Annotated in this window: 8 protein-coding genes; 3 read left to right on the forward strand and 5 right to left on the reverse strand. The window is 66.7% G+C overall.

Going from position 1 to position 25445, the window contains the following annotated elements; genetic code table 11:
• Positions 1 to 1223: 1223 nt before the first annotated feature.
• The 3 genes from K1X71_16965 to K1X71_16975 all read right to left on the reverse strand — a co-directional run bounded on the left by K1X71_16965 (position 1224) and on the right by K1X71_16975 (position 10073).
• Positions 1224 to 2015 (reverse strand): crotonase/enoyl-CoA hydratase family protein, encoded by a 792-nt coding sequence (locus tag K1X71_16965; protein MBX7074835.1) that lies wholly within the window; start codon positions 2013 to 2015, stop codon positions 1224 to 1226.
• A gap of 31 nt (positions 2016 to 2046) precedes the next feature.
• Positions 2047 to 4308, reverse strand: coding sequence for a CehA/McbA family metallohydrolase (locus tag K1X71_16970; GenBank protein ID MBX7074836.1), 2262 nt, complete (start codon positions 4306 to 4308; stop codon positions 2047 to 2049).
• A 173-nt stretch (positions 4309 to 4481) separates the two neighbouring features.
• Positions 4482 to 10073, reverse strand: a complete 5592-nt coding sequence (locus K1X71_16975) for a pre-peptidase C-terminal domain-containing protein (protein ID MBX7074837.1) — start codon at positions 10071 to 10073, stop codon at positions 4482 to 4484.
• 516 nt (positions 10074 to 10589) lie between these two features.
• Here K1X71_16975 and K1X71_16980 point away from each other — a divergent pair.
• The 3 genes from K1X71_16980 to K1X71_16990 all read left to right on the forward strand — a co-directional run bounded on the left by K1X71_16980 (position 10590) and on the right by K1X71_16990 (position 17034).
• A complete protein-coding gene (locus K1X71_16980; protein MBX7074838.1) occupies positions 10590 to 11513 on the forward strand; it encodes an enoyl-CoA hydratase/isomerase family protein in 924 nt (307 codons plus the stop codon).
• 176 nt (positions 11514 to 11689) lie between these two features.
• On the forward strand, positions 11690 to 15712 hold the full coding sequence (locus K1X71_16985; protein MBX7074839.1) for a DUF1592 domain-containing protein: 4023 nt from the start codon (positions 11690 to 11692) through the stop codon (positions 15710 to 15712).
• Between the two features lie 71 nt (positions 15713 to 15783).
• Complete coding sequence (locus K1X71_16990) at positions 15784 to 17034, forward strand: DUF1552 domain-containing protein (protein MBX7074840.1); 1251 nt, start codon at positions 15784 to 15786, stop codon at positions 17032 to 17034.
• A 7-nt stretch (positions 17035 to 17041) separates the two neighbouring features.
• Here K1X71_16990 and K1X71_16995 read toward each other — a convergent pair whose 3' ends face one another.
• Positions 17042 to 20779: a protein kinase gene (locus K1X71_16995; GenBank protein MBX7074841.1), complete on the reverse strand. Its 3738-nt coding sequence runs from the start codon at positions 20777 to 20779 to the stop codon at positions 17042 to 17044.
• A complete protein-coding gene (locus K1X71_17000; protein ID MBX7074842.1) occupies positions 20763 to 25292 on the reverse strand; it encodes a hypothetical protein in 4530 nt (1509 codons plus the stop codon). The genes K1X71_16995 and K1X71_17000 overlap by 17 nt, the downstream gene beginning before the upstream one ends.
• Between the last annotated feature and the right edge of the window lie 153 nt (positions 25293 to 25445).

The raw sequence follows: 25445 nt of genomic DNA on the forward strand, positions 1-25445 counted from the left end.
TCGCTCCAATAGGGCGCCATGGCCGCGACCACTTTGGGGTCGACCGGCGTGGTGGCGTGGTTGTCCATGTAGATCGGCAGGTCGATCACCGGGGCGCTCTGAGAATGCGATTTTGATACATACGTACAGTACGACAATTGACGCGCGGGCTCAACGCAATTTTTTGTACAAAACGAGCGGAGCTAGGGCGCGGGGGGAAGAAAAACCGCAGAGACGCGGAGAAGGGAGAGCAGATTAAGAAAAATGCCCCCCTCACAGCGGCCTGCGGCCGCTACCTCTCCCCCTGCTGCGCTACGCTGCGCGGGGGCGAGGCGGGAAGAAGAAAACGCCAAGGTGCAAGGACGCGAAGGGGAGAGTTGGAGCAGTGGAGCAGGAGAGGCGGACCGGCAATGCGACTGGCGCGCGGCGCCAGGCCCGTCAGAGATCAGCGGAGCAGTGGAGCAGGTGAGGCTGCCCGATGGATCGCAGGGGAAGCGGAATTGAATTGCGCTCGAAATCCGAAAACAGGGGGGTGAACTCCGAAAACCCTCGGCGGCGCGGCGGGAGCATGTGGCGCAACTAACCACGCGGCGGCAGGTTGCGATTTTCGGAGTGGTCGGTTGAATTCAGAGTTTTCGGAATCGGGGTAGCGCAATGCGGTCAAATGAGAGTTGTTAGAACAGCAGATGTAGTGGCCGCGTCTTGCCAGACCACAACCGGTAGTGATCGCAATTCGGAGTGATACTCCGAAAACGTGTGGCGGATGGTGGTCAGTGGCGAGTGGATAAGGGGAAAGAAAACCGCCGAGGCGCGGAGAGGGGAAGAATGGCGAGTGGCGAGTGGAAAGTTGCTAGAGAAGAAAGAAGGGAATAGGGGGCAGGGACTTGGGATCAGGAATGCGAAGGCGGGCTTGATTGGTGGTACGTCAGTCGGATCAGGTGAGCAGTAGAGCAGGTGAGAAGACCCCCTCGCCCCGGCCTGCGGCCGGACCTCTCCCCGCAAGCGGGGCGAGGTGGAAGAGAAGACGAACCGCAGAGGCGCGGAGACGCAGAGAGGGGGGAAGAGACGGGCGTCATTACCTGACACGCCGGTCGGATCAGGTGAGCAGTCGAGCAGGTGAGAAGACCCCCTCACCAGCGGCCTGCGGCCGCTACCTCTCCCCCTACTGCGCTTCGCTGCGCGGGGGCGAGGTGGAGGAGGGAAAGACCACTCACGCCGAGGGCGCCCCAGCGCGATTTGCGTGTTCACTCGACTTGCCAGGCTGGTTTGCGCTTGGACAGGAAGGCGGCGATTCCTTCTTGAATCTCGGCGCTTTCCCAGCAATCGGCAAGCTGCTGGGCGGTGTGTTCCAGGTTCTCGCTGGCGTCGTGCGCGCTGACGAATTCGATCAACTTTTTGGCGCGGCTGACCGCGCCTGGCGCGCAGCGCAAGAACAGCTTCACCTCGCGCTCGACGGCGGCGTCTAAATCTTGCGTCGCGACGGCCGCGGCCAACAGCCCCAGCCGCGCCGCCTCGGCGCCATCCATTTCCAAGGCGTTGAGCATGGCGCGCCGCGCATTGGGCACGCCCATCCGCGCCACCACATAAGGCGAGATGGTGGCGGGGATCAGGCCCAGCTTCACCTCGGTCAGCGAGTATTTGGCGGTGGTCAAACCGATGGCGATGTCGCAGATCGACATGAGACCGATGCCGCCGCCAAACGCCGATCCGTTGATCCGCCCAATCAACGGCTTAGGCAGGCGATTGAGGTCGGCCAGCATTTGCGCCAGTTCGCGCGCGTCGGCCACGCGGGTGTCGCGCGTGCCGGCCGCTTGCCGCTGCATCATCTTCAGGTCGCCGCCGGCGCAGAACACGTCGCCCGCGCCGGTGAGCACCACCACGCGCACCTTTTCATCTTCGGCCAGTTGGCGCGTGGCGGCAGTCAACTCGCCAATCAACTCCTGGCTCATGGCGTTGCGCGAGTCGGGACGATTGAGCGTCAGACGAGCGACGCCGCGGGCGTCGATATCCAATAGCAGCGTTTCGAATGGGCTCACGGGTTCCTTTCGTCGTTGGCCATTAGCGCGGTTAGTCGCTGGCCGCGGCCAGAATTTTGCGATAGGCGACACGCGCCGCCTCGTAGGCCTGGGCGGCCGCCGCTTTTTCGCTTTCGCGAATTTGCGGTTCTTTTTGCTTCCAGCACACGTCGACCGCCCGCAAGCACCAATCGGCGCTTTTCTTGCTGGCGCGAATTGGCTGACCGTCGACCTCGACAAACACCGGGTTGGTGTGGCAACTGGCGAACACCCGCAGCGCCACCCAGCTTGACTGGTCGGGCGTGTAATGGAACTTGATCTGTTCGATGTGTCCATCGGCCAGCAGTTCTTGCTTCTCCACCGCCACGCCGTTGACGATCAGTTCGACGGGAACCTTGCGGGTGTCGCCGACGCGGGCGCGTTCGACATGCCAGTACGGTTTGTGATCGAGCGGTTGGTTGCGGATATCATCGCGCGGCTGTTCTTCCAAGAGGGCGGCGGCGCTGACACTCACCCGCAAGGGCGCGCCCGACTTGACGGCCAGCACGCTGGCGCGGCCGTCGGCGCCCGGCTGACCGACGCCGAGGCCGTTGACCTGATAATCGAACAGGTGCGTCAGACCATCGGTGCAGTAGGTGCGGCCGTCGCGAATGCCATGCACCCAGTCGTCGTAGGTCAATTCTTTGGCGTCATTCAACTTGACGTACGAGCGACCCAGCCCGACGCGTTCTCCGTAGATGCACGGAAAATCGGTCTCGCCGCTGATGCGGCTGGTGTAGCCGCAGTCGAGCGTGTGATACCAGACGTTCATTTCCCAGACGAAGGGGGTATCGACCGCCGAGATGAAATCGCAGGCGTCGGCCGTCACGTCGACGACAAACTCGTTGGCGCCGATGCCGTCGAACGGCGGCATGTCGAGCGTGGGCAAGGTGGTGGCCGGCACCTCCAATCCCCAACCGCTATGCGAAAAGCCGACCACGCCCCCTTGCTGTTTGCCCCACTGGAGCACCGGCAGATCCCAACTGGGCCACTCTTCGATGCGCGACGTGCCGGGATAGTCGTCTTCGCTGAGCCGCAACAGACAGAGATGCCCACAGTGCGAGCTGGGGAAACCGGAGACTTCGACATCGTAGCGCATCAAGGCGTTGGGGCGCGAGAGGCGATGCACCTTGCCGTCGAAGTATTGTTTTTGGAAATACCAGCACGGACCCCAGGAGAGAACGCAGCCGACGTTCAAGTCTTCGCCGAGGATGTGCCGCATCATGTCGACCGGCTGCACCCCTTCGGCGGGAGACTCGTAATGCGAGCAGCCGGCGGCGTGGACGTGATGATCGCCCGAGTACCAGCCATGCTCGGTCATGTGAATCCAGCGGGCGAGGCGAAATGTCTCGCGATGACTGACGGCGGCGGGCACGGTGATCTCGCGGGTTTGCGCGCGATACTCCGGTCCGCGGCCGTAGGTGACCGCGTACTTGCCGGGGGGGAGCATGACGCTTTCGCCGTGGTGGCGGTAAATCTGGTCGTGAAAGAAGAAGTCGGGCGCCATCCGCCGCGCGCGGGAAGGATAGAGCCGGCCTTGCGCGTCGCGAAACACAAAATGCCCGGTGGTTGGCTGGCCGTCGTCGTCGATGACATCGAGCACGACTTCGACGGCGGGCTGACAATCGAACAGCAGGTTGACCTCGTTGCGAAAGCCGAGGTCTTGCGTTCCTTGGCCGACATCGAACAACAGCTTGGCCTCGCGCTGGCCAACGTCGCGGCTGTGCAGTTCGATGATTCGATACTCGAGCGCGAGGCCGGAGAGCGTTTTTTCGAGCGGCTGATCCTTGTACAGCGCCACATCGAGCCAGCGGTCGGCGACATCGGCGGGGGTGATGCTGCGTTTGGGTTCGGCGGCGGAGGTCGAAGACTTTTGCTGCGGTTTGGCGTTGGGGCTGGTGACTCGCAATTCTGCGGTGACGCCGGCCTCGTTATGGACTTTGACCAGAAAGACGCGCCAGCCGTTTTGCACCAGTTGGCGCGGGGCGTCGCCCGGCGCGGCCTTGACGCGACTTTCGGGATTGATGTCGACGCCGACCAGGCACAAGGGGTCAAGCGCGTCTTGAATGGCGGCGACCTGCGCGCTTTGGTTCTCGAGCGCCAGCGCCTGGTCGAGTGCCTGTCGGCGCTCGGGGGTCAGCGGCGCGCCGGCCAGTTCCAGGGCCTGCGCCACGCGGCGCGCTTGCGCGGCGAGTGGTTGGGCATCGACGCCGGAAATTTTGGCGAGCGCGCCGGCGCGCGCCGCGCCAGGCGCCAGCGCGCAGCAAATGGACATGAGGCAAAGAGCGCGGGTACGTCTTGAGGGAACGAACATGCCTGGCGCCTTGATGGGGGCGAGGGTGTGTGTTGGCGATGCGCCCCTATGATGGCGGTAGCGAGGCCGTGGGGGCAAGCAGATTGCGGGGGGAGGTGACGCCGATTCCCCCCGTTTTCAACGCGGCGGCATGCCTACCACCACCGGCGCGTCAAGCTGGCGCCGGAATCGGGGCGGGCCAACAAAGCATCGACCGCCGAGGCAAAGGCCAGCTTGGCCACGTCGCCACGCGAGTAGCGCGACTGCGGGACGGTGGCGTTATTGGATGCGAACGCCGCCAGCGCCGCCGGCGCGAAGCGGGCCACGGGTAGCGCTGCCGCCGGCAGGGCCGCAATCGCGCTTGCCGCGGGTAGCGCCGTCGACACGACTGGCTGCGCGGCGGTGACAGCCTGTGGCGTAAAATGATCGGCCCAAATCGTGTAGTCGACTCCGTTCACCAGACCATCGTCGTTCAAGTCTCCCTGCGCATAGGTGGCGCTGCCGGCATGTTGGCCAAAGTTGTCGGCCCAAATGGTGTAGTCGCCGCCGTCGACCGTGCCGCTGCCGTTGATGTCGCCGGGAAGCACGTTGAACCAGAACACGAAGTCGCCCCCTTCCACACCGTTGCCCGAAGGGAAGACGCTGGTGCCGGTGGCGCCGGGAGTGATGGGGTTGATCCATTCGCCATCGAGTCGGCCGCCGACCGAGTCGGTGATGCCGCTGGAGGTAAGGGTGAGCACCAATTGATCGGCGTCGATCGGCGCGGCGAAGGTCCAGGTGGCGATGTGATTCACGTTGTCGTACGTGAACCCGCTGGGGGCGTAGTTGGCAATGCTGACCCCTTCGAGCTTGAGATCGGCGACGTCGATGGCCACGTCTTCGCTGAACTGAATTTTGATCGCTTGCACCTGGCCGAGCGCAGCGCTGCGCAACTGATCGCCCGAGCCGACGGGGATGGCGTATTCGCGGCCCAGCGGGCCGCCGCTCTTGAGCCACAGGCCCACCACTTGCGGCGCGGCGGGATCGACGGTCAGGCCGGTCACGGCGTCGCGGCTGACGCCTTTTGAGTCGGTGACGCGCACGCTGGTGTTGTAGATTCCGCCCGGCACGATGCCGAGCGTTTGCAGCGTGGACCAGGAGACGGTGGGCCCCGCGCCGGTGGCGTCGCCAAAGATGTTGTCGCCGTTGATGTCCCAGCTATAGGTGAGCGTGTCGCCGGGGTCGGGGTCGCTCGATCCGCTGGCGTCGAGGTGCAGGGGGCTGCCCGCGACGATGGTGTACGGCCCGCCGCCGTTGGGCACGGGGGGATGATTGACGGCGAGTTGCAGGACATATTCGCCGGTTCCGCCCGCGGCGGCGACGGCAATGCGATAGACGCCGGCGGCGGGCGCGGTGAATTCGAGGGCGGCGTTCTTACCATCGGCGGCGGAGTTGTCGTCGCTGGCGGCCAAGTCGCCCAGCGAGTTGTAGATGGCCAGGCGCGGATCGAGCGCGTTGGGAACGATCGCTGCGGCGGCGCCATCGAGCGGCGTGGCGGTGGCCAGCGTGAGGGTGTCGCCTTCGCCAAGCGTCACTGTGAATTCATCGGTCTGGTCGATGGGGCCCGGCAAGTCGTAGCTGGCCACCATCTGGCCGAAGAAGTGGAGCGTGATGGGGATGTTCACGGTCGGCACGGTGAAGGTGGTCGTCACGTCGATCGGCAAGGTGAGCGTGAGTAGGCCGTCGGACTCGACCAGCGAGCCGGCCAATTGCGATCCATTGGCGAGCGACAGACCGGCCAGGCCTTGCGTGCCGCTGAGGCCGGTCAGATCGTAGTTGGCCGTGCCGGAGACGAGGGTCAACAGCACACTGTTGGCGGGGAACTCGATATTAATGGGATCGCCGGCGGCCAAGGCGGCTTCCGCCGCGGACACGAGCGGCGCGAGCAGCACGCTATTCATATCGACGGCGACGTTTTGCAACACCGCGTAGGCGCTGGTCTCGGGGCTGAGCACTACCTGCATGCCGTAATCGGCGGAGACGTTGCCCGGCAGGAAGGGGCCGGGCTGATCGACGGCGCTGATGGCGCTGCCACCGGGGAACGAGAGATGATCGGTCTGCCGATTGACGATGAGCGTGCCTTGCAATTGCGTGGTGCCGCTGCCGGGCGTTTGCTCGGTGATCGGCAAGTTGAGCGCGCTGAAGGCGCCGCTGATGGTGATGGCCGACTGCGCGGTATCGACGGTGAAGTTGAGGTCGCCGATCGTCGAGGGGGGATTGGCGTCGAGGTGGCCGATGGCGCCTTGCGCGCCGTCGAGGCTAGCGCTGGCGGGTTGATTGGGTTCGGCGTCGAAGGCGCCGCCACGCACCACCACCAGGCTGTAGTCCAGATTCTGATCGCCGGTCACGCGCAGATAATAGGCGCCGGCTGAAAGCGTCTGGGCGCTGAGCAGCGACTGGGCGTTGGCGCCAGGCGCGCCGGTGGCCACCGTGGCGCCGAGCGAATCCAAGAGTTCCACCGTGAGCGAACCGGCGCTATTGTCCGCCAGCGCCACGCTGACGAATTGACCCGCGTCGGCAGTGAAAGCGAAATCGTCGCCGCCGGCAGTGACGGGCCCGGGGGGGTTGATGGTCGCGAGCCAGGCGTTGAGCGTGTAGGTTCCTGTGCCGGCGGTGGGGCGAACGCGAGCAAAATAGCTGCCGGTGGCGGGAACGACAAAGGCGTGCAGGTTTGAATCGGCGCCCGCGCCGGTGCTGTCTCCGCCTTCGGCGGCGATTTGCGTGCCGGCGCTGTTGAACAAGGCGAGGGCGAGATCGGCATTGCCGCCAGTCGCCTTGGCCTGGAGCGTCACCACGTCGCCAGCGGTGAACTGGAACCGATAGTAGTCGTTGTCGCCAGCGCCGGCGCTGGCTGTGGTTGTCGATATATATTGCGCGGCGCGCCAGGCGCTGGTGGCGTCGTTGGCGGTGGCGGCGCTGCCGTTGGCTTCGGTTTCGACGACGAACGCGTTGCCGGTGAGCGGCGCGGCGCCGCTGTTCTCCAGCCAGACGCCGACCTGATACGTGCCGACGCGAGTGCTGAACGCGCGGGCGCGAATGTAATAGGTGTCGGCGGCAGCGATGGTGAAGCCATTGATCAGTGAGTCGTCGCCGGTTCCGCCGTCGTCGTTGGTGGCCACCTGCACGGGGCTGCCGCTGTTGGCTCGCCAGAGGTCGACAATGGCGTCGCTCAATGTGCCACGCGAGGAGGGGCTGCCCGAATTGGTGATGGTGAGCTTGTCACCGGCGTCGAGCGCGCCGATGGTGTACCAGTCTTGATCGCCCGACGCGCCGACCGCGCCTTGCAGGGCCAATTGATAGAAGCCCCCCGCGGCGATGTTGAAATTATTGGCGGCGCTATTGGCGGTAAGTTGAGTGTCGTTGGTTTCGATCTCCGCCGGCAGGTAACTGGTGGGCGGATCGCTGCGGCCGATCACCGCGCCGCGCTCGATGCCGCCTCCCAGGTCGATAAAGCTGGCGTCGATGTTCTGGGCCGTGATGGTCAGATCGTTGTTCGGTCCGTCGTGCGATTCGCCTTCGGCGGCGGCGTTGAGCAATAGCTCCAGTTGATAATCGCCGGTCGTGCCCGCCATGCCATCGACCACGATGGTGTAGGCGCCGCCCAGGCCAGTGGGGAGCGGACCCAGCGTGACCGACATGCCGGCCGCCGCGCTATTGGCCGAGCCGACCAGCGCGCTGTTGGCGTCGAACAACTGCACGCGTCCTTGCAACCCGGCGGTGATGGCCAGCACCGTGGTGACGGTTTGCCCGGCTGGCAACTCGATGGTGAAGCTGTCGCTGTCGGCGGCGACGGCTATGGCGCCGGAGATCGCCGGATCGAAGATCAGGCCCCCCTGCGGGGCGACCGACGCCAGCGGCGCCGGATAGTCGACTGTGCCGTAGTCGAGCGCGAGCGTAGTGGCATAGGCAAGATTGGGATTGCCGGCCATGTCGGTCACGGCGCCGGCGGGCAAGGTGACTACCAGCGGCCCCTCGTCGACCAATCCGCTGACGGTGAACAGCACGGTTTGCGAATCGACAATCGACATGCCGGTCACCGCGCCGCGATCGAGCAGCAGATCGGACGCCGCGAGCGAGCCGACTTCGACCGCCTCGCTAAAGTGCAACTCGATGCTCGTCAGAGGCGTTTGCGCGTGCGCGGCGTCGCTGGGCGAAATTGCGTCGACCGTCAATCGCGCCGGATCGTAGCGGAATGTGCCCGCGAACGGCTTGGAGGGGTTGCCGTCGCTGCCGCGGGCCATCGCTCCGGCGGCCATGGCGAGCGTTTGCAGTCCCTCGTTCACGACGGGAGACGTGTTGAAATGAAAGACGACGGTCTGGCCGTCGACGATCGAAAAGCCGTCGGCCGGGATGCCGTTCACCAGCAGGTCGGCGGCGTCGACGCTGGCCGCGTCGAAGGCCTCTGACAATTCCAGCGTAAAGTCGAGGGGGGGCGCCGACACCACATCGCTGGCCGACGGCGTATGCGCGCTGACGAACATGCCGGTGTTGATCGTGCCCGAGACGGTGTACTGCCCCACGCGCCCATAGACGCCAGTGCTACGGACCAGCAGGGTATAGTTGCCGGCCGGGACGGTCAGGCTGATGGTGGCGCCGAGGGCATCGGTGGGATCGGCCATGGCGACGAGCGTTCCGCCGGCGTCGCGCAGTTCGAGCACGGCGTCGAGGTTGGCGCCGATGTCGATGACATTGGCCGACAGCGAAATGGCGCCAGCGTCGGTGACGAACGAAAAGGCGTCGACGTCGGACATGGTTTCGATCACGCCCGCGGCGCTCACCGCGTTGCCGTCGATGGCCAGCGCGTCGCCACTGCCGACCGCACCGGCGTGATCGTCGGCGCGGTAACCAAAGCCGTTCGACGCGCGGGCAATCACGGCCATATCATCCTGCAGGATGTTGGCGCCGAGCGACGAGGGGCCATTGCTCCAGGTGGAGAGGGCCTGCGAATAGCTGTTGCCCATGATCGGGGCCCAGCCGCCGCCGCCGGGGTTGTACTCCTTGAGTTTGATGCCGGCGGCGTCGAAGGTGCTTTGGTGTTGCAGTCCAAAGGCGTGCCCGGTTTCGTGCGAACTGGCCTCGGCGATGTTCTTTTCGTTATTGCCGAGCGAACCAGGAAAGACGAAGACGACATTCGGGATGGGGCTGATCCAGTTATCGATATAGGCCACGCCGCCGGCGGGGGTGCCGAGCCAGCCCCCGGCGCCGCCGATGTTGACCTTCATCGCCACGGTATCGAGGTACTGACCGGGATCGACGGTGGTGATGTTCACGTCGAAGGGGGCGAAGTCCTCGCTCACGCGCTCGAAGATGCGCTCGATCGCCACCAACTCCGAACTGCTGAAGGTGGTCGGATCGCCATCGAGATCGAAGACCGGCGTGGTGATGTTGGCGTGCCGTCCCCAGGCGGGGGTGAAGTCGCCAAGGAAATTGAGATACACCGTGGCCGGGGCGCCGAGATGGCTGTTGAGGACCGGCAGCGCGGCGAGGGCCGAATAGGACTGCGCCCCGCTGACAAGTTGGGACGAGTCGGCGAAGTCGGGGCCCTTTTCGAAGGCGAAGTTATTGATGACGAGGTTGGCGTCTTCGTTGCCCCCCTCGTGATGCAGCACGCGGCGGACTTCGAGCGACTGGAACGACAAACGCGACGCCGCGCGGCGCGATGGGTTTGAGGCGCAAGCAGCGCGGCGACGCCGGTGAAATCGGCTCATGGGGTTGCAAATCCTTTTCCAAGAGGCAATTGGACACGCCGCGCGGCCTGGCGACTGGCCCTGCTGGCGGCGGGTCGTGGCGGGCCGTCGGTCCGGTAGACGGCTGGGCGGGGATCTGGGCGGGCTTCTTACTGGTGGGGAAACGGCGGCGCAGTGTGCTTCTATATTCCGCTGGCTTGCAGGCGACACGCGCGCCGGCACAGTTCGCTGACCGCGGCGCCTCGGTCCGAGCGCCGTAGCCGGGGCCCGGCCGCGTCCAAAGAGCAACCTTCTTTGGAGCGGGAGGAGACGACGCGGCGGCGCGATCGCCGCTGCTTCCCACGGTGTAGAGAGTTACCGAAGCGGCCACGCGCGTCAAGAAAAAAACCGCGTCCTAGCGGCGACTTTTTTGGCGGCGAGGGCCAAGCCGGCCGCTGGTGTTGCGAACAGCCAACCGCGCCGGTGGCGGAAGGGCGCGGTGTGATGCGACAATGGGCGGCCACCATCGACTCGCCATCACAGATTGACCGGCTGCTTATGTCACTTGCGCCTGCGAACGAGATTGCCGTATCGCGCATGCCGCCGGTGGGCGTGATCGCCTTTGCGCGCGCGCCGGCGGGCGCGCTGACCGAAGACATGGTGGAGCGCGCCGCGGCGGCGGTCGACCAACTGGAGCGCGACGCGAGCATCGAGCGGATCGTGCTGACCGGCACGGATGATTCGTTTTTGGTCGGGGTCGATCTCGGCTTTTTCAGCGCGTGCCTGCAGGCCGGCGACATCGATCGCGTCTTGCGCTTCACGCGGCGCTGCCGACAGTTGCTTGGCCAAGTCGAGCGCGGCCCCAAACAATCGATCGCCTGGGCGCGAGGGCCGGCGTATGGCGGCGGGCTGGAACTGGCCCTGGCGTGCGATCGCATCGTCGCCGCGCCAGGCGCCAAGTTCGCGTTTCCAGAAACGGGCGTCGGCATTTATCCGGGCATGGGGGGGACGCAGCGCCTGGCCCGGCGGATAGGCGTGGGGCTGGCCAAATGGATGATTGGCGCCGGCGCCATTGTGCCGGCCGAACAGGCGCTGGAGATCGGCCTGATCGACGCGATCTGCGCGGATATTGATTCGGCAGGCGCCGCGCTGGCGGCCGGTGGCGCGGAGCCGCCGGCGCTTTCGCCGCGCTTTGCGGCACTCGCGCAACTATTTGGTGAGCACAGTCTGACCGCGCTACTTGATCCTGCGTTCCCGCAGCCGGTCGATCCGCAACTGGTGCGCAGCCTGATTCAACTGCGGAGCAAGGCGCCGCTGGCCGTGCGCGCGGCGGACGCATTGATCGAGCGCGGCGCGCGGCTGCGGCTGACCGAGGGGCTCGATCTGGAATACGCCGGGCTGGCCGCGCTCTTCGCCGGCCACGACGCGCTGGCCGGCGTGCCGGCGGCGCCGGGCACGCGCGTGCGGTTCGTTGGACAGTAATCAAACGGCGAGAATTTGACTGTCTGGCGCGCGGCGACTAGGTTGCGGTTTGCCTGCCTCCGCATTGCCGCCCCGCACCCCCGCCAACGGTCTTGGATATGCGTCGTGCCACTCGCTTGCGAAGTCTCGTAGGGCCACTGGCCGCGCTCGGCTTGGCACTCCTCGCACAGCTATGCTTGACGCCGGCGCGCGCCGCGCCCGACGACGATGCGATGGCCGCGCTGGCCGAACCGTATCAAAAAGAGGTCGCGCCGCTACTGGCGCGCTATTGCCACGCATGTCACGCGGGGGACGTGGTGGAGGCCGATCTCGATTTGTCGGCCTTCGCCACGCTGGCCGAGGTGCGCCGCCAGCCGCGCGTCTGGCAGAAGGTGGGCGAGATGCTCGACACCGATCAGATGCCGCCGGCCGACGCCGAGCAACCGACCGCCGCCGAGCAGACGCAGCTTGCCGGTTGGGTGCGGGCTTATTTGACCGCCGAGGCCCGCGCCACGGCCGGCGATCCGGGACAGGTGGTGCTGCGCCGCTTGAGCAACGCGGAATACACCTACACGCTGCGCGATCTGACGGGGGTGGCCACGCTCGACCCTGCCCGCGAGTTTCCGATCGACGGGGCGGCGGGTGAGGGTTTCACCAACACGGGCAGCGGGCTGGTGATGTCGCCGGCGCTATTGACCAAATACCTGGACGCCGCCAAGCGTGTGGCGGCGCATGCAGTGCTGTTGCCGCGGGGGCTGCGCTTTTCGACTTCGACCACGCGCCCCGATTGGACTGGCGAGGCGCTAGGCGCGATTAAGGAATTTTACGCGCGGTTTGTCGACGCCGAGGGGCGCGTGCCGCTAGCGGCGTATTTGTCGGTCTTGCATGCGGATCGCGCGGCGCTGGCGGCGGGGGAGCGAACTACTGACCAGGTCGCCGCGGCCCATCAATTGAACGGCCCTTATCTGCGCGTGCTGTGGCAAGCGCTGGAGGGGGATGAGCCGTCGCTTGTGCTTTCCCACTTGCGCGAGCGCTGGCGCGCGGCCGACCAGCAAGGCATCGACGCGCTGGCGGCCGAGATCGGCCGCTGGCAGCAGGCGCTATGGCGCTTTCAACCGGTGGGGCACATGCAGCATTGGCAGGAGCCGGTCGACCCGGTCGTCGCGCAACAGGATTTGCGCTATGTCATCCCGGCGCAGCCGGAAGGCAAGGAAGTGCGGTTGTACCTGGTGGCCAGCGACGCGGGGGACGGCGCCGAGCACGACGTGGCCTTGTGGGAGCAGCCGCGGCTGGTGGCGCCGGGGCGCGAGCCCTTGCTGCTGCGCGACGCGGACCGAGTAATCCGGCAGATCGCGGCGCGCCGCGAGCAGGTGTTTGGTCAGGCGGCCAAGTGTTTGGCGATTGCCGCCCAGCTCGACCATGCGCCCGATGCCGGCGCGCTTGAGGCGCTGGCGCGCGAGCACGACGTCTCGCCGGCGGCGCTAGCCGCCTGGCTCGGTTACCTGGGGCTGGCAGACGGCGGCGAGACGCGCATCGCCGGGCATTTCACCACGCAGATTGGCGGCCTGGCCGGTTATGACTTCATTCAGGGATGGGGTAGCGCCGACACGCCGAATCTGTTGGCCAACTCGTCGGATCAAATGGTGCGTGTGCCGGGCAACATGCCACCGCATAGCGTGGCCGTGCATCCCACGCCCATCGTGCAAACGGCGGTGGGCTGGCGCGCCCCGCAAGCGGCGACGCTGCGCGTGACCGGAAAGGTGACGCACGCCCATCCTGAGTGCGGCAACGGCGTAACCTGGAGTTTGGAACTGCGGCGCGGGGGCACGCGGCAACAGTTGGCAGGCGGCACGGCGCAGGGCGCCACGGCCGCGCAGGTCGGCCCGATCGATGGCGTGAGCGTGCGGCGCGGCGACGTGATCGCGCTTTTGATCGGCCCGCGCGACGGCAACCACGCCTGCGACCTGACGACGATCGACCTGACACTGGCCGGCGCCGGCGAGAAGGAAACCTGGAACCTGGCGGCTGACGTCTCGGGCAGCGTGTTGGCGGGCAACCCGCATGCCGACCAGCACGGCAACGCCGGCGTGTGGCACTTCTGCACCGAGGCGGTGGATGGCGCCGAGGGATCGATGTTTCCGGCGGGTTCGACCTTGGCGCGTTGGCAGTCGGCGGCCACGCCGGCGGAGAAACAATCGCTGGCCGAACAGACGCAGCAGTTGCTGTTGGCCGGTCCGCCCGCCGATGCGGCGGCGCCTGACGCGCAGCTTTATCGGCGGCTTACCTCGCTGGGAGGGCCGCTTTTGGCATCGACGCACGAAGCGGACCGCTCGGCGCGCGCCGCGGAACCATTCGAGTGGGGACTCGACCCGGCGCTGTTTGGTCGCCGGCCAGATGGATCGACCATCGACGCGGCCGACGTGTGCGTGGCGGCGCCCAGGGTGCTGGAGATTCGGCTGCCCGCCGAGTTGGTGGCGGGGTGCGAGTTGTTGGTGACCGGCCGCCTGGAAGGGGAGCTTGGCGTGGAAGGGAGCGTGCGCATGGAACTGCTGACCGCTCCGCCAGCGGGGGAGGCGGCGCTGGGGCCGATCGTCACCGCCGAAGGAAGCGCGGCGCGGCAGCGAGTGTTGGCGGACTACGAGGCATTTCGGCGGGTGTTTCCGGCGGCCATGTGCTACTCGCGCATTGTGCCGGTCGACGAGGCAGTGACGCTGGCGCTCTACCATCGCGAGGATGAGCACCTGGCGCGGCTGATGCTGGACGACGCCGAGCGCGCCGAGTTGGAGCGACGGTGGGAGGAGTTGCACTTTGTCAGTCACGACGCGCTGGCGCTGGTCGACGCGTTTGAGCAGTTGATGGAATACGCCACGCAAGACGCCGATCCGAGCAAGTTCGAGCCGTTCCGGCAGCCGATTCAAGCGCGCGCGGCGGCGTTTCGCCAGGCATTGGTCGACGCCGAACCGCGCCAACTGGCGGCGGTGGAAGATTTTGCCGCGCTGGCCTATCGCAGGCCACTGGCCGACACCGAGCGAAAAGAGCTGGCAGGGCTGTATCGCGCGCTGCGTCAAGAAGAGCTATCGCACGACGAGGCGCTGCGGCTCACGCTGGCCCGCGTGCTCGCGGCGCCGGAGTTTTTGTATCGCATCGAGGCGCCCGGCCCGGCGCGCGAGGCGACGCCGGTGAACGATTGGGAACTGGCCACGCGACTGAGTTATTTTTTGTGGTCGACGGCGCCCGACGCGGAGTTGCGCGGGCTGGCGGCGCGCGGCGAATTGGCGAATGACCAGGCGCTGGCCGCGCAAGCGCGGCGTATGAGCGGCGACGCGCGCGTGCGGCGGTTGGCGATTGAGTTCGCTTGCCAGTGGCTCAACGTGCGCGACTTCGACACGCTGGACGAAAAGAGCGAGCGGCACTTTCCGGAGTTTGTCGGCTTGCGCGGCGCGATGTACGAGGAGACGATTCAGTTCTTCACGCACCTGTTTCAACACGATCGTTCGGTGCTGGAGATCTTGGATTGCGACTACGCGCTGTTGAACCAGCAGCTTGCCGCGCACTATGAGATACCGGGCGTGATGGGGGATGAGTGGCGCCGCGTGGACGGCGTGAGGCGGCATGGTCGCGGCGGCGTGTTGGCGCAGGCCACCGTGCTGGCCAAGCAATCGGGCGCGTCGCGGACCAGCCCGATCTTGCGGGGCAATTGGGTGAGCGAAGCGTTGTTGGGCGAGCGCTTGCCGCGGCCTCCCAAGGATGTGCCGCTGTTGCCGCAGGACGCGGCGAGCGAGCAATTGACAATGCGCCAATTGGTGGAGCGACATAGCTCCGACGCGCGGTGCCGCGTTTGCCACGACCGGATCGACGCCTTTGGCTTTTCGCTGGAGGCGTACGACTCGATTGGCCGCCGGCGCGCGACCGACGCGGGGCTGCCGATCGACACCACCGCCACCACGCTCGACGGCGCGCGGCTGGAGGGCATCGACGGCCTGCGGGCTTATTTGACGGGGCAGCGCCGCGACGCGTTTGTGCGCCAGTTTTGCAAAAAGCTGCTAGGCTATGCGCTGGGTCGCGCCGCGCAACTATCCGATGAACCACTGCTGGCCGCCATGCAGTCGCGTTTGGCCCAAGAAGATTATCGGGTGCTGGCGGCGATCGAGATGATCGTGCTGAGCCCGCAGTTTCGGAATATTCGCGGTCGCGAGTTCGCGGCAGAGGACTCGCCTTAAATCGTGTGGAGCCTGAGATGAGCGCGCAGCGGTTTTCGCGTCGCATGTTGTTGCGTGGCCTGGGGGTGAGCATGGCGCTGCCGTGGCTGGAGTCGGCCACGGTCTGGGGCGACGAGCCGCGCGGCAGCGAGCCCGCCAGCGAGCCGCCGGTGCGCTTGGCGGCGCTATTCTCGGGCAACGGCTTTCACAGCACCGAGTGGTGGGCCAAGGGAGAAGGCGCCGCGATGGAGCTAGGGCAGGTGCTGGCCCCGCTGCATCCTTATCGCGAAAAGCTGCTGTTCATCCGCGGCCTGTACAACGCCGAGGCGCTGAAGGGGAACATCCACAGCTCGCAAACCGGCAACCTGCTCTCGGGCGCGCCGATCGCCTCGGGGGGCGAGATTCGTTCTGGCGCCAGCGTCGATCAGGTCTTGGCGCAGAGCTATGGTCAATCGACCAAGGTCCCCAGCCTGGTGCTGGGCTGCGAAAAGTCGAACCCGTCGGTGCATAAAAACTACTCCATGCTGTACAGCTCGCACATTTCGTGGAGCTCTCCCACGACGCCGACGCCGCTGGAGATTTATCCGGCGCTGGCATTCGACCGGCTGTTCAAAGACGAGGCGCAGCACGGCGATCAGAGCGTGCTCGACGCGGTGCTGGCCGACGCCAGCGACCTGCGCCGCCAGATTAGCGCGGCGGACCAGCGCAAGCTAGACGAGTATCTCGACTCGGTGCGCGAAGTGGAGCAGCGAATCGAGCGCGCCGGCGGGCGCGGCGAGTTGCAGGGCTGGCGGCCGACGCTGACCGCGCCGAACATGTCGCGTCCGGCCGACGGCGTGCCGCAAGACATTGGCGAGCATATGCGGCTGATGTGCGACATTTTGGTATTGGCCTTTCAGACCGACGCCACCCGCATCTGCACGCTCAAGTTGAACAACGATCACTCGTCGCTGCGGTTTCCCAACTTGGGCGTCGACTACATGATTCATCATCTGTTGTCGCACTCCGACACGGCGGATTGGCTCAAGGTGAATCAGTTCTTCCTGCAACAGGTGGCGTACATCGCCGGCAAGCTGGACGCGATTCAGGAAGGCGAACGCACGGCGCTGGACAACACCATGCTGCTGTTCTGTTCGAGCATGATGACCGGTAGCCACGACGCCACCCAATTGCCGGTGGTGCTGGTGGGGCGCGGCGGCGGCCAGATCGCCACCGGGCGCGTGCTGGACTATCGCGAGCAGGAGAATCGGCAGATGTGCAGGCTGTACCTGTCGATGATGGACAAGATGAATCTGCGGCCCGGCCGCTTTGGCGACGCCACGGAGCCACTGGCCGAGGTATAGCGGTCGATCACGGAGTGGCCGCCGAATCGTTGTCAGTGAGCAGCCGCGCGAACTCGGGCCGCTGGCGAATGGAGTCGAAGCTGGCGTCTTTGGCCAGTTCCTGCCGATACGCCGCGCGCTCGCGCGGCGACATGGTGGAAAAGCCGCGCTCGAGTAGCGCGAGCGCTTCGTTCATCCAGCCGGCCGGGCGCTCGTCGGCGGTGTTGCCGCCCGACAACACGCGCCCCGCCGCAGCGGCGTGGATGGAAGCGGCGTTGTACAACAGGCCGGGCGTGATCGGCCCCACGCGCAGGGCGGCCATGGCGTCGGCCACCGCCTCGTCGCAGCGCCCCAACAAGACCAGGGCCGAGCCGCGACCGGTGTACGGGTCGCCGCTGGCGCCGCCTAGTTGAATTGCCTCGTCGAACGAGGCGCGGGCCATCTCGGCGCCATGCAAGAGCAGCGCCCAGCCGCGGCGCGCGTGCAAGTTGGCGAACCGCGTTCGATCTCCCTGGGCCAACGACTCGGCCGCCGGCCCTGCCAGATCGAGCGCCAGGATCGAATCGCTAAAGGCGCCGAGCGTGTCGCGCAGCTTCAGGCGGGCCAGCGCGCGCTCGCGATAGATCGCCGCCAGCCGCTGCCTCGGTTCGCTGCCTTCGTCCAACTGCGTGGCCTCGTTGGTGGCGCTGGCCGTGCGTCCCACGGGACGCGCGAGCGAGCCGACCTGGCCAAACACGCGCGCGGCCAGTTGGCTCTGCGCCAAGAAGGCGTCGAACGACTCGATCGCCTCCTGATCGGAGCCCAGGTCCATCTGCGCCAGCCCGCGCAGATACAGCGCGTCGGCATAGGCGGGGCAATCGTCGATCGCGGCGTTGTAGCGGCGCAGGGCCTCTTGCGGATCGCCGCCGGCGTGGGCCAGTCGGCCATATTCGCAGAGGGCCTGCGCGCGGGCCGGCGTCGCGGGGCGGCTGACCGACAGCGCCTGGCGGAAATCTGCCAGCGCTTGGTTCGATTGTCCCAGTCCGCGCCAGATGGCGCCACGATTGAGATAAGCCCGCGGCTCGTTGGGGGCAAACTCGATGGCGCGCTCCAGTTGGGCCAGCGCGGCGTGGTGCGTGGCGACCGGCGTCAGCGGCAGACCGGCCAGTCGCAGGCCCAGACTGGCCAGCGCGGCGCTGGCTTCGTCGCGGCGGCGCAGCGCGTCGGCCCGATTGACATGCGCCTCCCAGCGAGTGGGGTCGAGCTTTTCGGCGGCGGCGAAGTCGGCCAAGGCGTCTGGCAGGCGTCCGTGCTCGACGCGCACCAGTCCGCGGTTCAAATGCAAGGCGTAGTGGTCGCGGGTTTCGTTGGCGGGGATGAGCCTGGCCGCGCGGCGGAAATCGTCTTCGGCCAACTCCAACTCGCCTAGCTCGCCATGCGCCAGGCCGCGCAACAAGTAGGTGAAGCCAAACTCCGGGCGGCGACTGGCGCAGGCCGATAGACTGGCCAGCGCCTCGCGGGGCTCGCCCGACTGAAGCTGCGCCACCGCCAGATACCACTGCGCCCAGAATCGATCGGGCTGCGCGGCCAGCGCCTGCTGGAAGTAGCGCTTGGCGGCGGGCAGATCCTCGGCGGCTAGTCGCTGATCGCCCAAGAGGAACAGGTCGAGCGAGTGTTGCGGCTCGATCTGGCCTGCGCGCTGCGACTCGCGCTGGGCCTCGTCGTCGCGACCGGCCAGACGCAGATAGCGGGCCCGCCGATCGGCGACCGCGCGGAGCGGCGCATCGACCGGCACGCACGCCAAAGCGGCCAAGGCGGCATGGGCGCGGGCAGCGTCGTCGCGGTCTTCGGCCGGCAAGGCCATGAGCTCGGCCTCGACAATGGACAGTTCTTGTTGTTTGAGATCGACCTCGGCCCGGTCGGCGGCGTCGAGCCCGATGGCGCCTAGCGAAGCTACCTGCGCCGGGGGCAACAGGTCGCGCGCGGCGCGCAGCGAGCGCAGCGCCGCGGCGCGGTCGGCGGTGGCGTCGGGGCGCGCGGCCAACAGCGAGCGGAATAGCGCCTCGTGATAGTGGCGCTCAAAGTCGGCCAGTTGGCGCGTGAGGCGTTGACGATTGGCGTCGACCGAAAGTCGCTCGTCGATCTGCGCGCGCAGTTCGGCGGCGGCACCGGCTATGCTGGCCAAGCGCGGTTCGGCGCCGGCCAGCGCGCGGGCCTGATCGACTTCGGCCAGGGCCGCCGGCAATTGTTCGGCGAGCAATAGTTGATCGGCGGTCTGCATGTGACGCTGCGCGCGGTCGGCTACCTGCTGCACCCGGCGCGACTCTTGCCACCACCAGCTTCCGGCCACGGTGGCCAGCACGGCCAGCGAGGCGAGGGCGGTGGCGCACAGCGTGCGATGGCGGCGCGTCCAGCGCAGGCCGCGCTCCAGCCAGGGCTCCGCATAGGCCAGCGGCGGCTCGCCGGCCTGCCAGCGCACGACCTCGTCTGCCAATTCTTTAGCGGTGGCGTAGCGCGCCTCGGGCAGGCGAGCGAGCGCCCGCATGCACACCGCCTCGAGCGCGCGCGGCGCGTGCGGCGCCAACTCGCGCAGACGCGGCAGTTTGCCAAGCTGCACTTGCTGCAGGACCTCTTGCGTCTTGCCGCGAAACGGCGGCCGGTTGGCCAGCAGTTCAAACAGCATCGCGCCCAGCGCGTAGATGTCGCTGCGCGCGTCGACCGCCATGCCCAGCGCCTGCTCGGGGGACATATAGGCCAAGGTGCCGAGGACGGCGCCATCGCGGGTGGCGGCCGCGGCGTCGTCGTCCAATTCGATCGGCTCGGGCGCGGCGGGCTGCGCCAGTTCTTCGGCGGCGATGGTTGACTCGTTGGGACCGCGCGGCGCTGGCGGCGCCAGCGTCTTGGCCAGTCCCCAATCGACGACGATCGCCTCGCCAAAATCGCCGACGATCACGTTTTGCGGTTTCAGGTCGCGGTGCAACACGCCGCGCTGATGGGCAAAGGCCATCGTCTGGCAAATGCTGACAAACACCGTCAACAGTTCGCTAAATCGTTGCGGGCGCAGCGGATCGTCGGCGGGCAAGGCGTGATAGGCGCGAATGGCCTGCGAAAACGTGCGACCGCCGATGCGCTTCATCGCGTAAAAGGGTTGGCCGTCTTCGCCTTCGCCGGCGGCGTAAACCGGAACGACCCCGGGATGCTCAAGCTGGCCAGTGACGCGGGCTTCTTTGAGAAACCGGCGAATCTTTTCGCGCGAGCGCAGCGATTGCGGCAACAGTTCTTTCACCGCGACTTGACGCCCCAGCCGACGATCGAAGGCCAGTCGCACGCGCCCCAGGCCGCCGCGCCCCAGTTCGGACATGAGCACGAACTCTTGTTGGCTCTCGACGCGGCTGCCGATTGGCCCCGGCCCGCCATCGGCGCTCGTCACGCTCTTCCAAACCGCGCGGCCGCCCGCGTCGTCGGGGCCGGGAGGGGTGAACTCGCGCGTTTCGGCGGTTTCGTCGCCTTTGACGGTTGAACTGCGGGCCAGGCGTTGCTCGATGGCCGTGGGACCGGCCATTTGCGCCAGTTTCAATTCCTCGGCGTCCAGCGTGTCGTATTCCGAGCCGTAGCGCATGAGCGAATCGAGTTGATCGGCGCTTAAACCGTGGGAGCGCAGCAAGTCGACGACCGAGGCTTCTTCGTCACGGCTCAGCTCGCGCAATAGCTCGAGCAGTTGATCGTCGTGCACCAGATGGCGATCGACGGCGCGGGCCAACAGCAATAGCTCAGGATGGATCGACATGAGTGGCGTCTCCCGTGGGCGCGGCGGCGGAAGGCTGCGCCGCGCCAGGGGCTGCGGAAGTGGTGGTGGTAGAGGAGTTCGCCGCATCCATGGGCACAGCACGATCATTGTCGGCCGCGGAGCGGCCGGCCGCTTCTTCCCCGGCGTCATCGGTGACCGGCTTCTTCGCCTCGTGGGGCAGCGGTCCCTCGCTGGCGCGATCGGCTGCTTCGTGCAGCGTGCGGAGGAACTTGAGTTGTCTGGAGAACGGCTGCACCTCGTCGCGGTGGCCAAACCGCTCGACCAGCGATTGGAGATGCGGTTCGAGCCGCCAGAACGATTCGAACTGCGCGGGATCAGCGTCGGAGAATTGGGCGATCAGCCTATCCAAAAGTTCCATCAATTCGTCGGCGCCTCCCTGCGCCAGCCCGCCGCGCAGCGATCGCAGATCCAATAGCGCGGCCTGTCGCAGTTGGCGGAGCGCGGTGCGGATGACCCCTTGGCGCCCGACGTGGGACGCCATGTTGAGCGCGCTCAGCCGGCCGAAGCCGTCGCCCACTCCCAGCGCGGAGGTGAGCGGCCCGAACAGCGGCAAAACCAGCGAGTTGAACGCGGCGTTCTGGCGCTGCGAGAGAAAGAGGTTGGCCACGGTGAAGGCGGCCTGGTTGACGCCGAAACTGCTCGGCGGCCCGCCCGCCACGGGGCCCGGACCACTCGGCGAGCCGGGGCCGGGCTGCGTTGGCCCGCCACGGAAATCGATGACCGCCACGAGCGACGCGCCGGGGCCGAGCGCCCCTTGCAGCGGCACAAAATCGACCACGCCGCCGCTGGCGAAATTGATGGCGCCGCTATAGCCGGTGCCGAGCCCCAGCAATTCGAGTCGCTGCGGCCCGCCCAAGGAGTTGGGCGAAACGATGAGCCCAGTGCTGCCGTTGGACGCGCTGAAGCCGCCCGCCACGGTATGAAACGCCTGCCCGCCAATCGCGCCGGTCTGTCCCTGCGCGTCGCTGAGCACATAGTCGACCGGATCGAACCAGCCAAACAGGATCGTGCCGGCGTACTCTTCGAGCGGGCCATAAATGGCCTCGATGCCGTCGCGCACATGTTGATTAATGAGCGCGATCTTCGGATCGTAGCCCGACGCGATGAACTTGATGTCCAGGTTGTACAGGTCTGGCTCGGCCGGCACGTCCGAGAAGCGGCGAGTCGTCATCACGCCCGATTGCCGCACCACCATGACGCCGGTTTGATTGGTCGGCGCCAGCCCCGCCAGTTCCAGCTTGAAACCGAGGTCGGGCAGCATCATGGCGCCGTTATGCGTGGTGAGGGCGCCGCTGGTGAGTTGGCGCCGCGAGCCGACCGGCACGATCGCCAGGGCGATCTCGACATCGCCGGCCATGCCTTCGACCAGCACGGCGCCACTGATCTCGCGCACGCGCCAGCCATTGGCGCCGCGGCCGATGCGCGGCTCTTGGCCTGGTTGGTCGGCTGGCTCGGACAAGACAAAGCGCGCGTCGCGCGCCCAGATCACCAGGTATTCGTCGTGATTGGCCGCGCCAGCGAGCGAGGTCGACAGCGACTGCTCGCGCAGCAGACGGCTCAAGCGGTTCTGCGCTTCTTGCTGAATCTGAGCGCTGGTCATGCCGCTGGCGTCAAAGTTCAACTGCCGCAACAACTGCTCGGCAAACTGGCTGCTGGCAAAACTCTTGCGCTGGGCGATGCCGTCGAGCGTGGCCTGCGTGGCGTAATGCACCAGCGAGTTTTGCAGCCAAGGGAAGATATCGAGCGCGTTCAAGACCTGCTCGACGTTGAAATCGAACGTCGCATGCCCGCCCGGAATCTCGTTGCCGTCGCCATCGAGGGCCACGCCCGTCTGGCTGGTGAGGCCGGTGACTCCGAGGGCGCGATCGGGGGCGAAGACCGTGAGTCGATAGTCGCCGGGGATCAGCGGCGCGGCGGCGCGCAGCAGGGCGCGGTGAATGATCGGATCGTAGTAGACCGACAAAATCTGGATCGCCCCGCCGGCGGCGCCCAACCGCTCCAAGCGATAGTTGGCGGGGTTGGCGGCATCGGCCTGGCGCAGCGCTTGCGGGCTGAAGTCGACGATCACCAGATTGGGCGCGGTGTTGGCGTCTGCCCGCGCGGGGAGCGCCGCCAGGGCGCGGGGCGGGGCCTGGTGGTATTGGAACGGAATCCGCAGGTCGCCGCCGGTGAGCGGGTTGCCCGCCAGATCGCGAATCGCGTCGCCGCGCAGCACGAGTTGATACTGATCTCCTTCGAGATCCGCGGCGGAGATCACGATGGTGATGGCGGGGGGCACGCGCTGACTGGGGATGCCGGGCGAATAGGTGGCTGAGATGATTGCGGCGCTGCGATCGGCCGAGGTGTTGTAGTCCAGGATGCCATCGGCGCCGGCGCCAAAGAGACGATAGCTCGCCAGATTGGCGACCGCGGCGCGATCGAGTTCTTCGTTGAGCGCGATGCGCACTTCGACGATGCCGGCCGGCAGGCCCAGTTCGTCTTGCGGCAACGTCACTTGCGTGGAGCGCACGATCGGGCCGCGCTGATCGACGACAAATTGCAGCGATGCCAGCGCCGTGTTGCCAGAGGCGTCGGTCGCGCGCACAACCACGCGGTTTAGTTGTTCGCCAAAGACATGATCGGCCGCCACGATCACCACTTGCGCGGCGCCGGAAGCAGAAAGCAGCGCCTTGACGCGCTGATCGTCGTACTGGCCATCGCCGTCGAAATCAAAATCGAGCGTCACCCAACCTGACGCGCCGGGAAACTCGTCGGACAGCGCGAGCGCAAAACTGGGCGAGGCGTCGAAGGTGCGATTGGTCGCCGGGGTCGCATCATCGCCCGCCAAGCGCAGGCTGTGGATCAGCGGCCCGCGCCGATCGACGATCACCGTGGCGACATGATCGCCGCCGGGCGCGCCGTCGCCATCGCCATCCAGCGGCGTCTCGATCGGCTCCGTGCCATGAGTTGTCGGCGCGGTGACGCCCTCCGCGCCGCTGAACACGGTCACTTCGTACACGCCGTCGGGCAGTTGATCGAGTTGCAGCGTGGCTACGCGACGGTCGGCCGAGAGCGTCACCTGGCGAATCGATCGGCCGGCGACGTGATAGCTTTCCGCCTGATCGATGCCGAGCAAATCGCCGCGGTTGAATTGAATTTTGATCGCCGTCAACGCCAGGTCGGGGGTGGCCGCGGTGACCAGCGCCAAGCTGGCGTCGATGGTCAGCGGCGCGCCGCTCGACAGGTTGCCGAGCGCGTCGATCAGTCGCACGCTGGCGACCGCGCCTTGCCCTGCGGCCAGCGGCGTGGCGGCTTCGATGACGAACTGCGTCGCCGCTTCGCCCATGACAAACTCTTGAAAGCCGTCGTCGTATTGGCCATCGCCATCGAGATCGAGTTCTGCCCGCAGCCGTTCGCCGGGGCGCGCGGCGGTCGCCTGGCCGGCGACTCGATAGAACAGGCCTTGTTGCGGCGCGGCGAGCGCGCCGGCCAGGCTCAACGAACCGGAGACCAGTTGCGGCGCGGTGGTGTCGACGCGGAAGCGGCCGACAAAGTCGCCTCCCGCGCCGCCGACGCCATCGCCATCGAGCGCCAAGCCATCGAGGCCAACCAAGGTGTCGCCTACCAGCAGCGCGTAGTTGCCGTCGGCCAGGGACCCGATCACGGGCAGGGTGATGCGGTCTTGCGCGGCGCTATAGCTGGGGGCGCCAAGCTGGCTGGTGAGATCGGCGGCGATCTGGTCAAAACTGTCCAACGCGACCAGCCGGAAGGCATCGCGCAGCACGGAGTCGGCGGCGAGATTGTTTTCTGACAGGAACAGCGTGAGGGCCTGCGGGGGCTGGCGCGTGTCGCCGTCGGGAGTCATTTGCACGATCTGCGGCGGGATGCCCGCCGAGATCAGCAGTCGGTAGTCTCCGGTGGTGCCTTGCGCGCCGGCGACGCAAATCACATAGTCGCCGGCTTGCAAGTTGCGCTCGATGAGGGGGTCGCGCCCCACGGTGTCGTCGTCGGTGGCCCAAAGCTGACTCGTCTGCCCTTGGCGCCAGAGGCCAAGGACGGGATCGAGGCTGCCGCCGAGTCGGGCGGCGATCACCTCGGCGCGGAGCGTGGTGGGCCGATCCAAATGGAACGAGTAAAAGTCCCAGTCCCCTTCCAGGTTGTGCCCGGCGTTGGGGACCGTCATCAAAAAGTCGATCAGCTCACCCGAACCGCCGGAGTCGATCGAGGCAGTGATGTCGGCGCGATGGTTGTTGAGATAGAGGAGCTGTGGCTGCCAGAGCAAATTGCCAATTTCGGGCGCCGGAACTGGCGAGAAATCATTCGGGTCCCGGTTGATCGGCAGGTTTTGGTAAGCGGCGCCGTCGCTATCCGTGACCATGACCGACGCGGCAAACAGGTCGCTGGGTGATGTGCCGTCGTGCAGCAGTGGCGGGAGCAGATCGAAGTCGGCCGCCATGAGTTCGCGGCGTTCGAGTTGCTCAACGAGCAACCTCCGCCCGCGGCCGCTGAGCATCGCTCGAGCGGTCTTGGCCCATCGGTTGCGCTGTGTCTTGTGACGACGCTGCACGGGAAATACGCCACGCCTCTTGGTGAGCGAGGCAGGTCGGGCGGGTCTGCATCACTGCAAGCTGGAAGAAGAGGGCCATCTCTTCCAATTGCCATAAAA

Source organism: Pirellulales bacterium (genome assembly GCA_019694455.1).
Classification (GTDB): domain Bacteria; phylum Planctomycetota; class Planctomycetia; order Pirellulales; family JAEUIK01; genus JAIBBY01.

Bases quoted from the DNA above. Each gene is read 5' to 3' on its own strand.
- K1X71_16970 (MBX7074836.1), bottom strand. From the start codon at position 4,308: ATGTCCATTTGCTGCGCGCTGGCGCCTGGCGCGGCGCGCGCCGGCGCG.
- K1X71_16975 (MBX7074837.1), bottom strand. From the start codon at position 10,073: ATGAGCCGATTTCACCGGCGTCGCCGCGCTGCTTGCGCCTCAAACCCA.
- K1X71_16980 (MBX7074838.1), top strand. From the start codon at position 10,590: ATGTCACTTGCGCCTGCGAACGAGATTGCCGTATCGCGCATGCCGCCG.
- K1X71_16990 (MBX7074840.1), top strand. From the start codon at position 15,784: ATGGCGCTGCCGTGGCTGGAGTCGGCCACGGTCTGGGGCGACGAGCCG.
- K1X71_16995 (MBX7074841.1), bottom strand. From the start codon at position 20,779: ATGTCGATCCATCCTGAGCTATTGCTGTTGGCCCGCGCCGTCGATCGC.
- K1X71_17000 (MBX7074842.1), bottom strand. From the start codon at position 25,292: ATGCTCAGCGGCCGCGGGCGGAGGTTGCTCGTTGAGCAACTCGAACGC.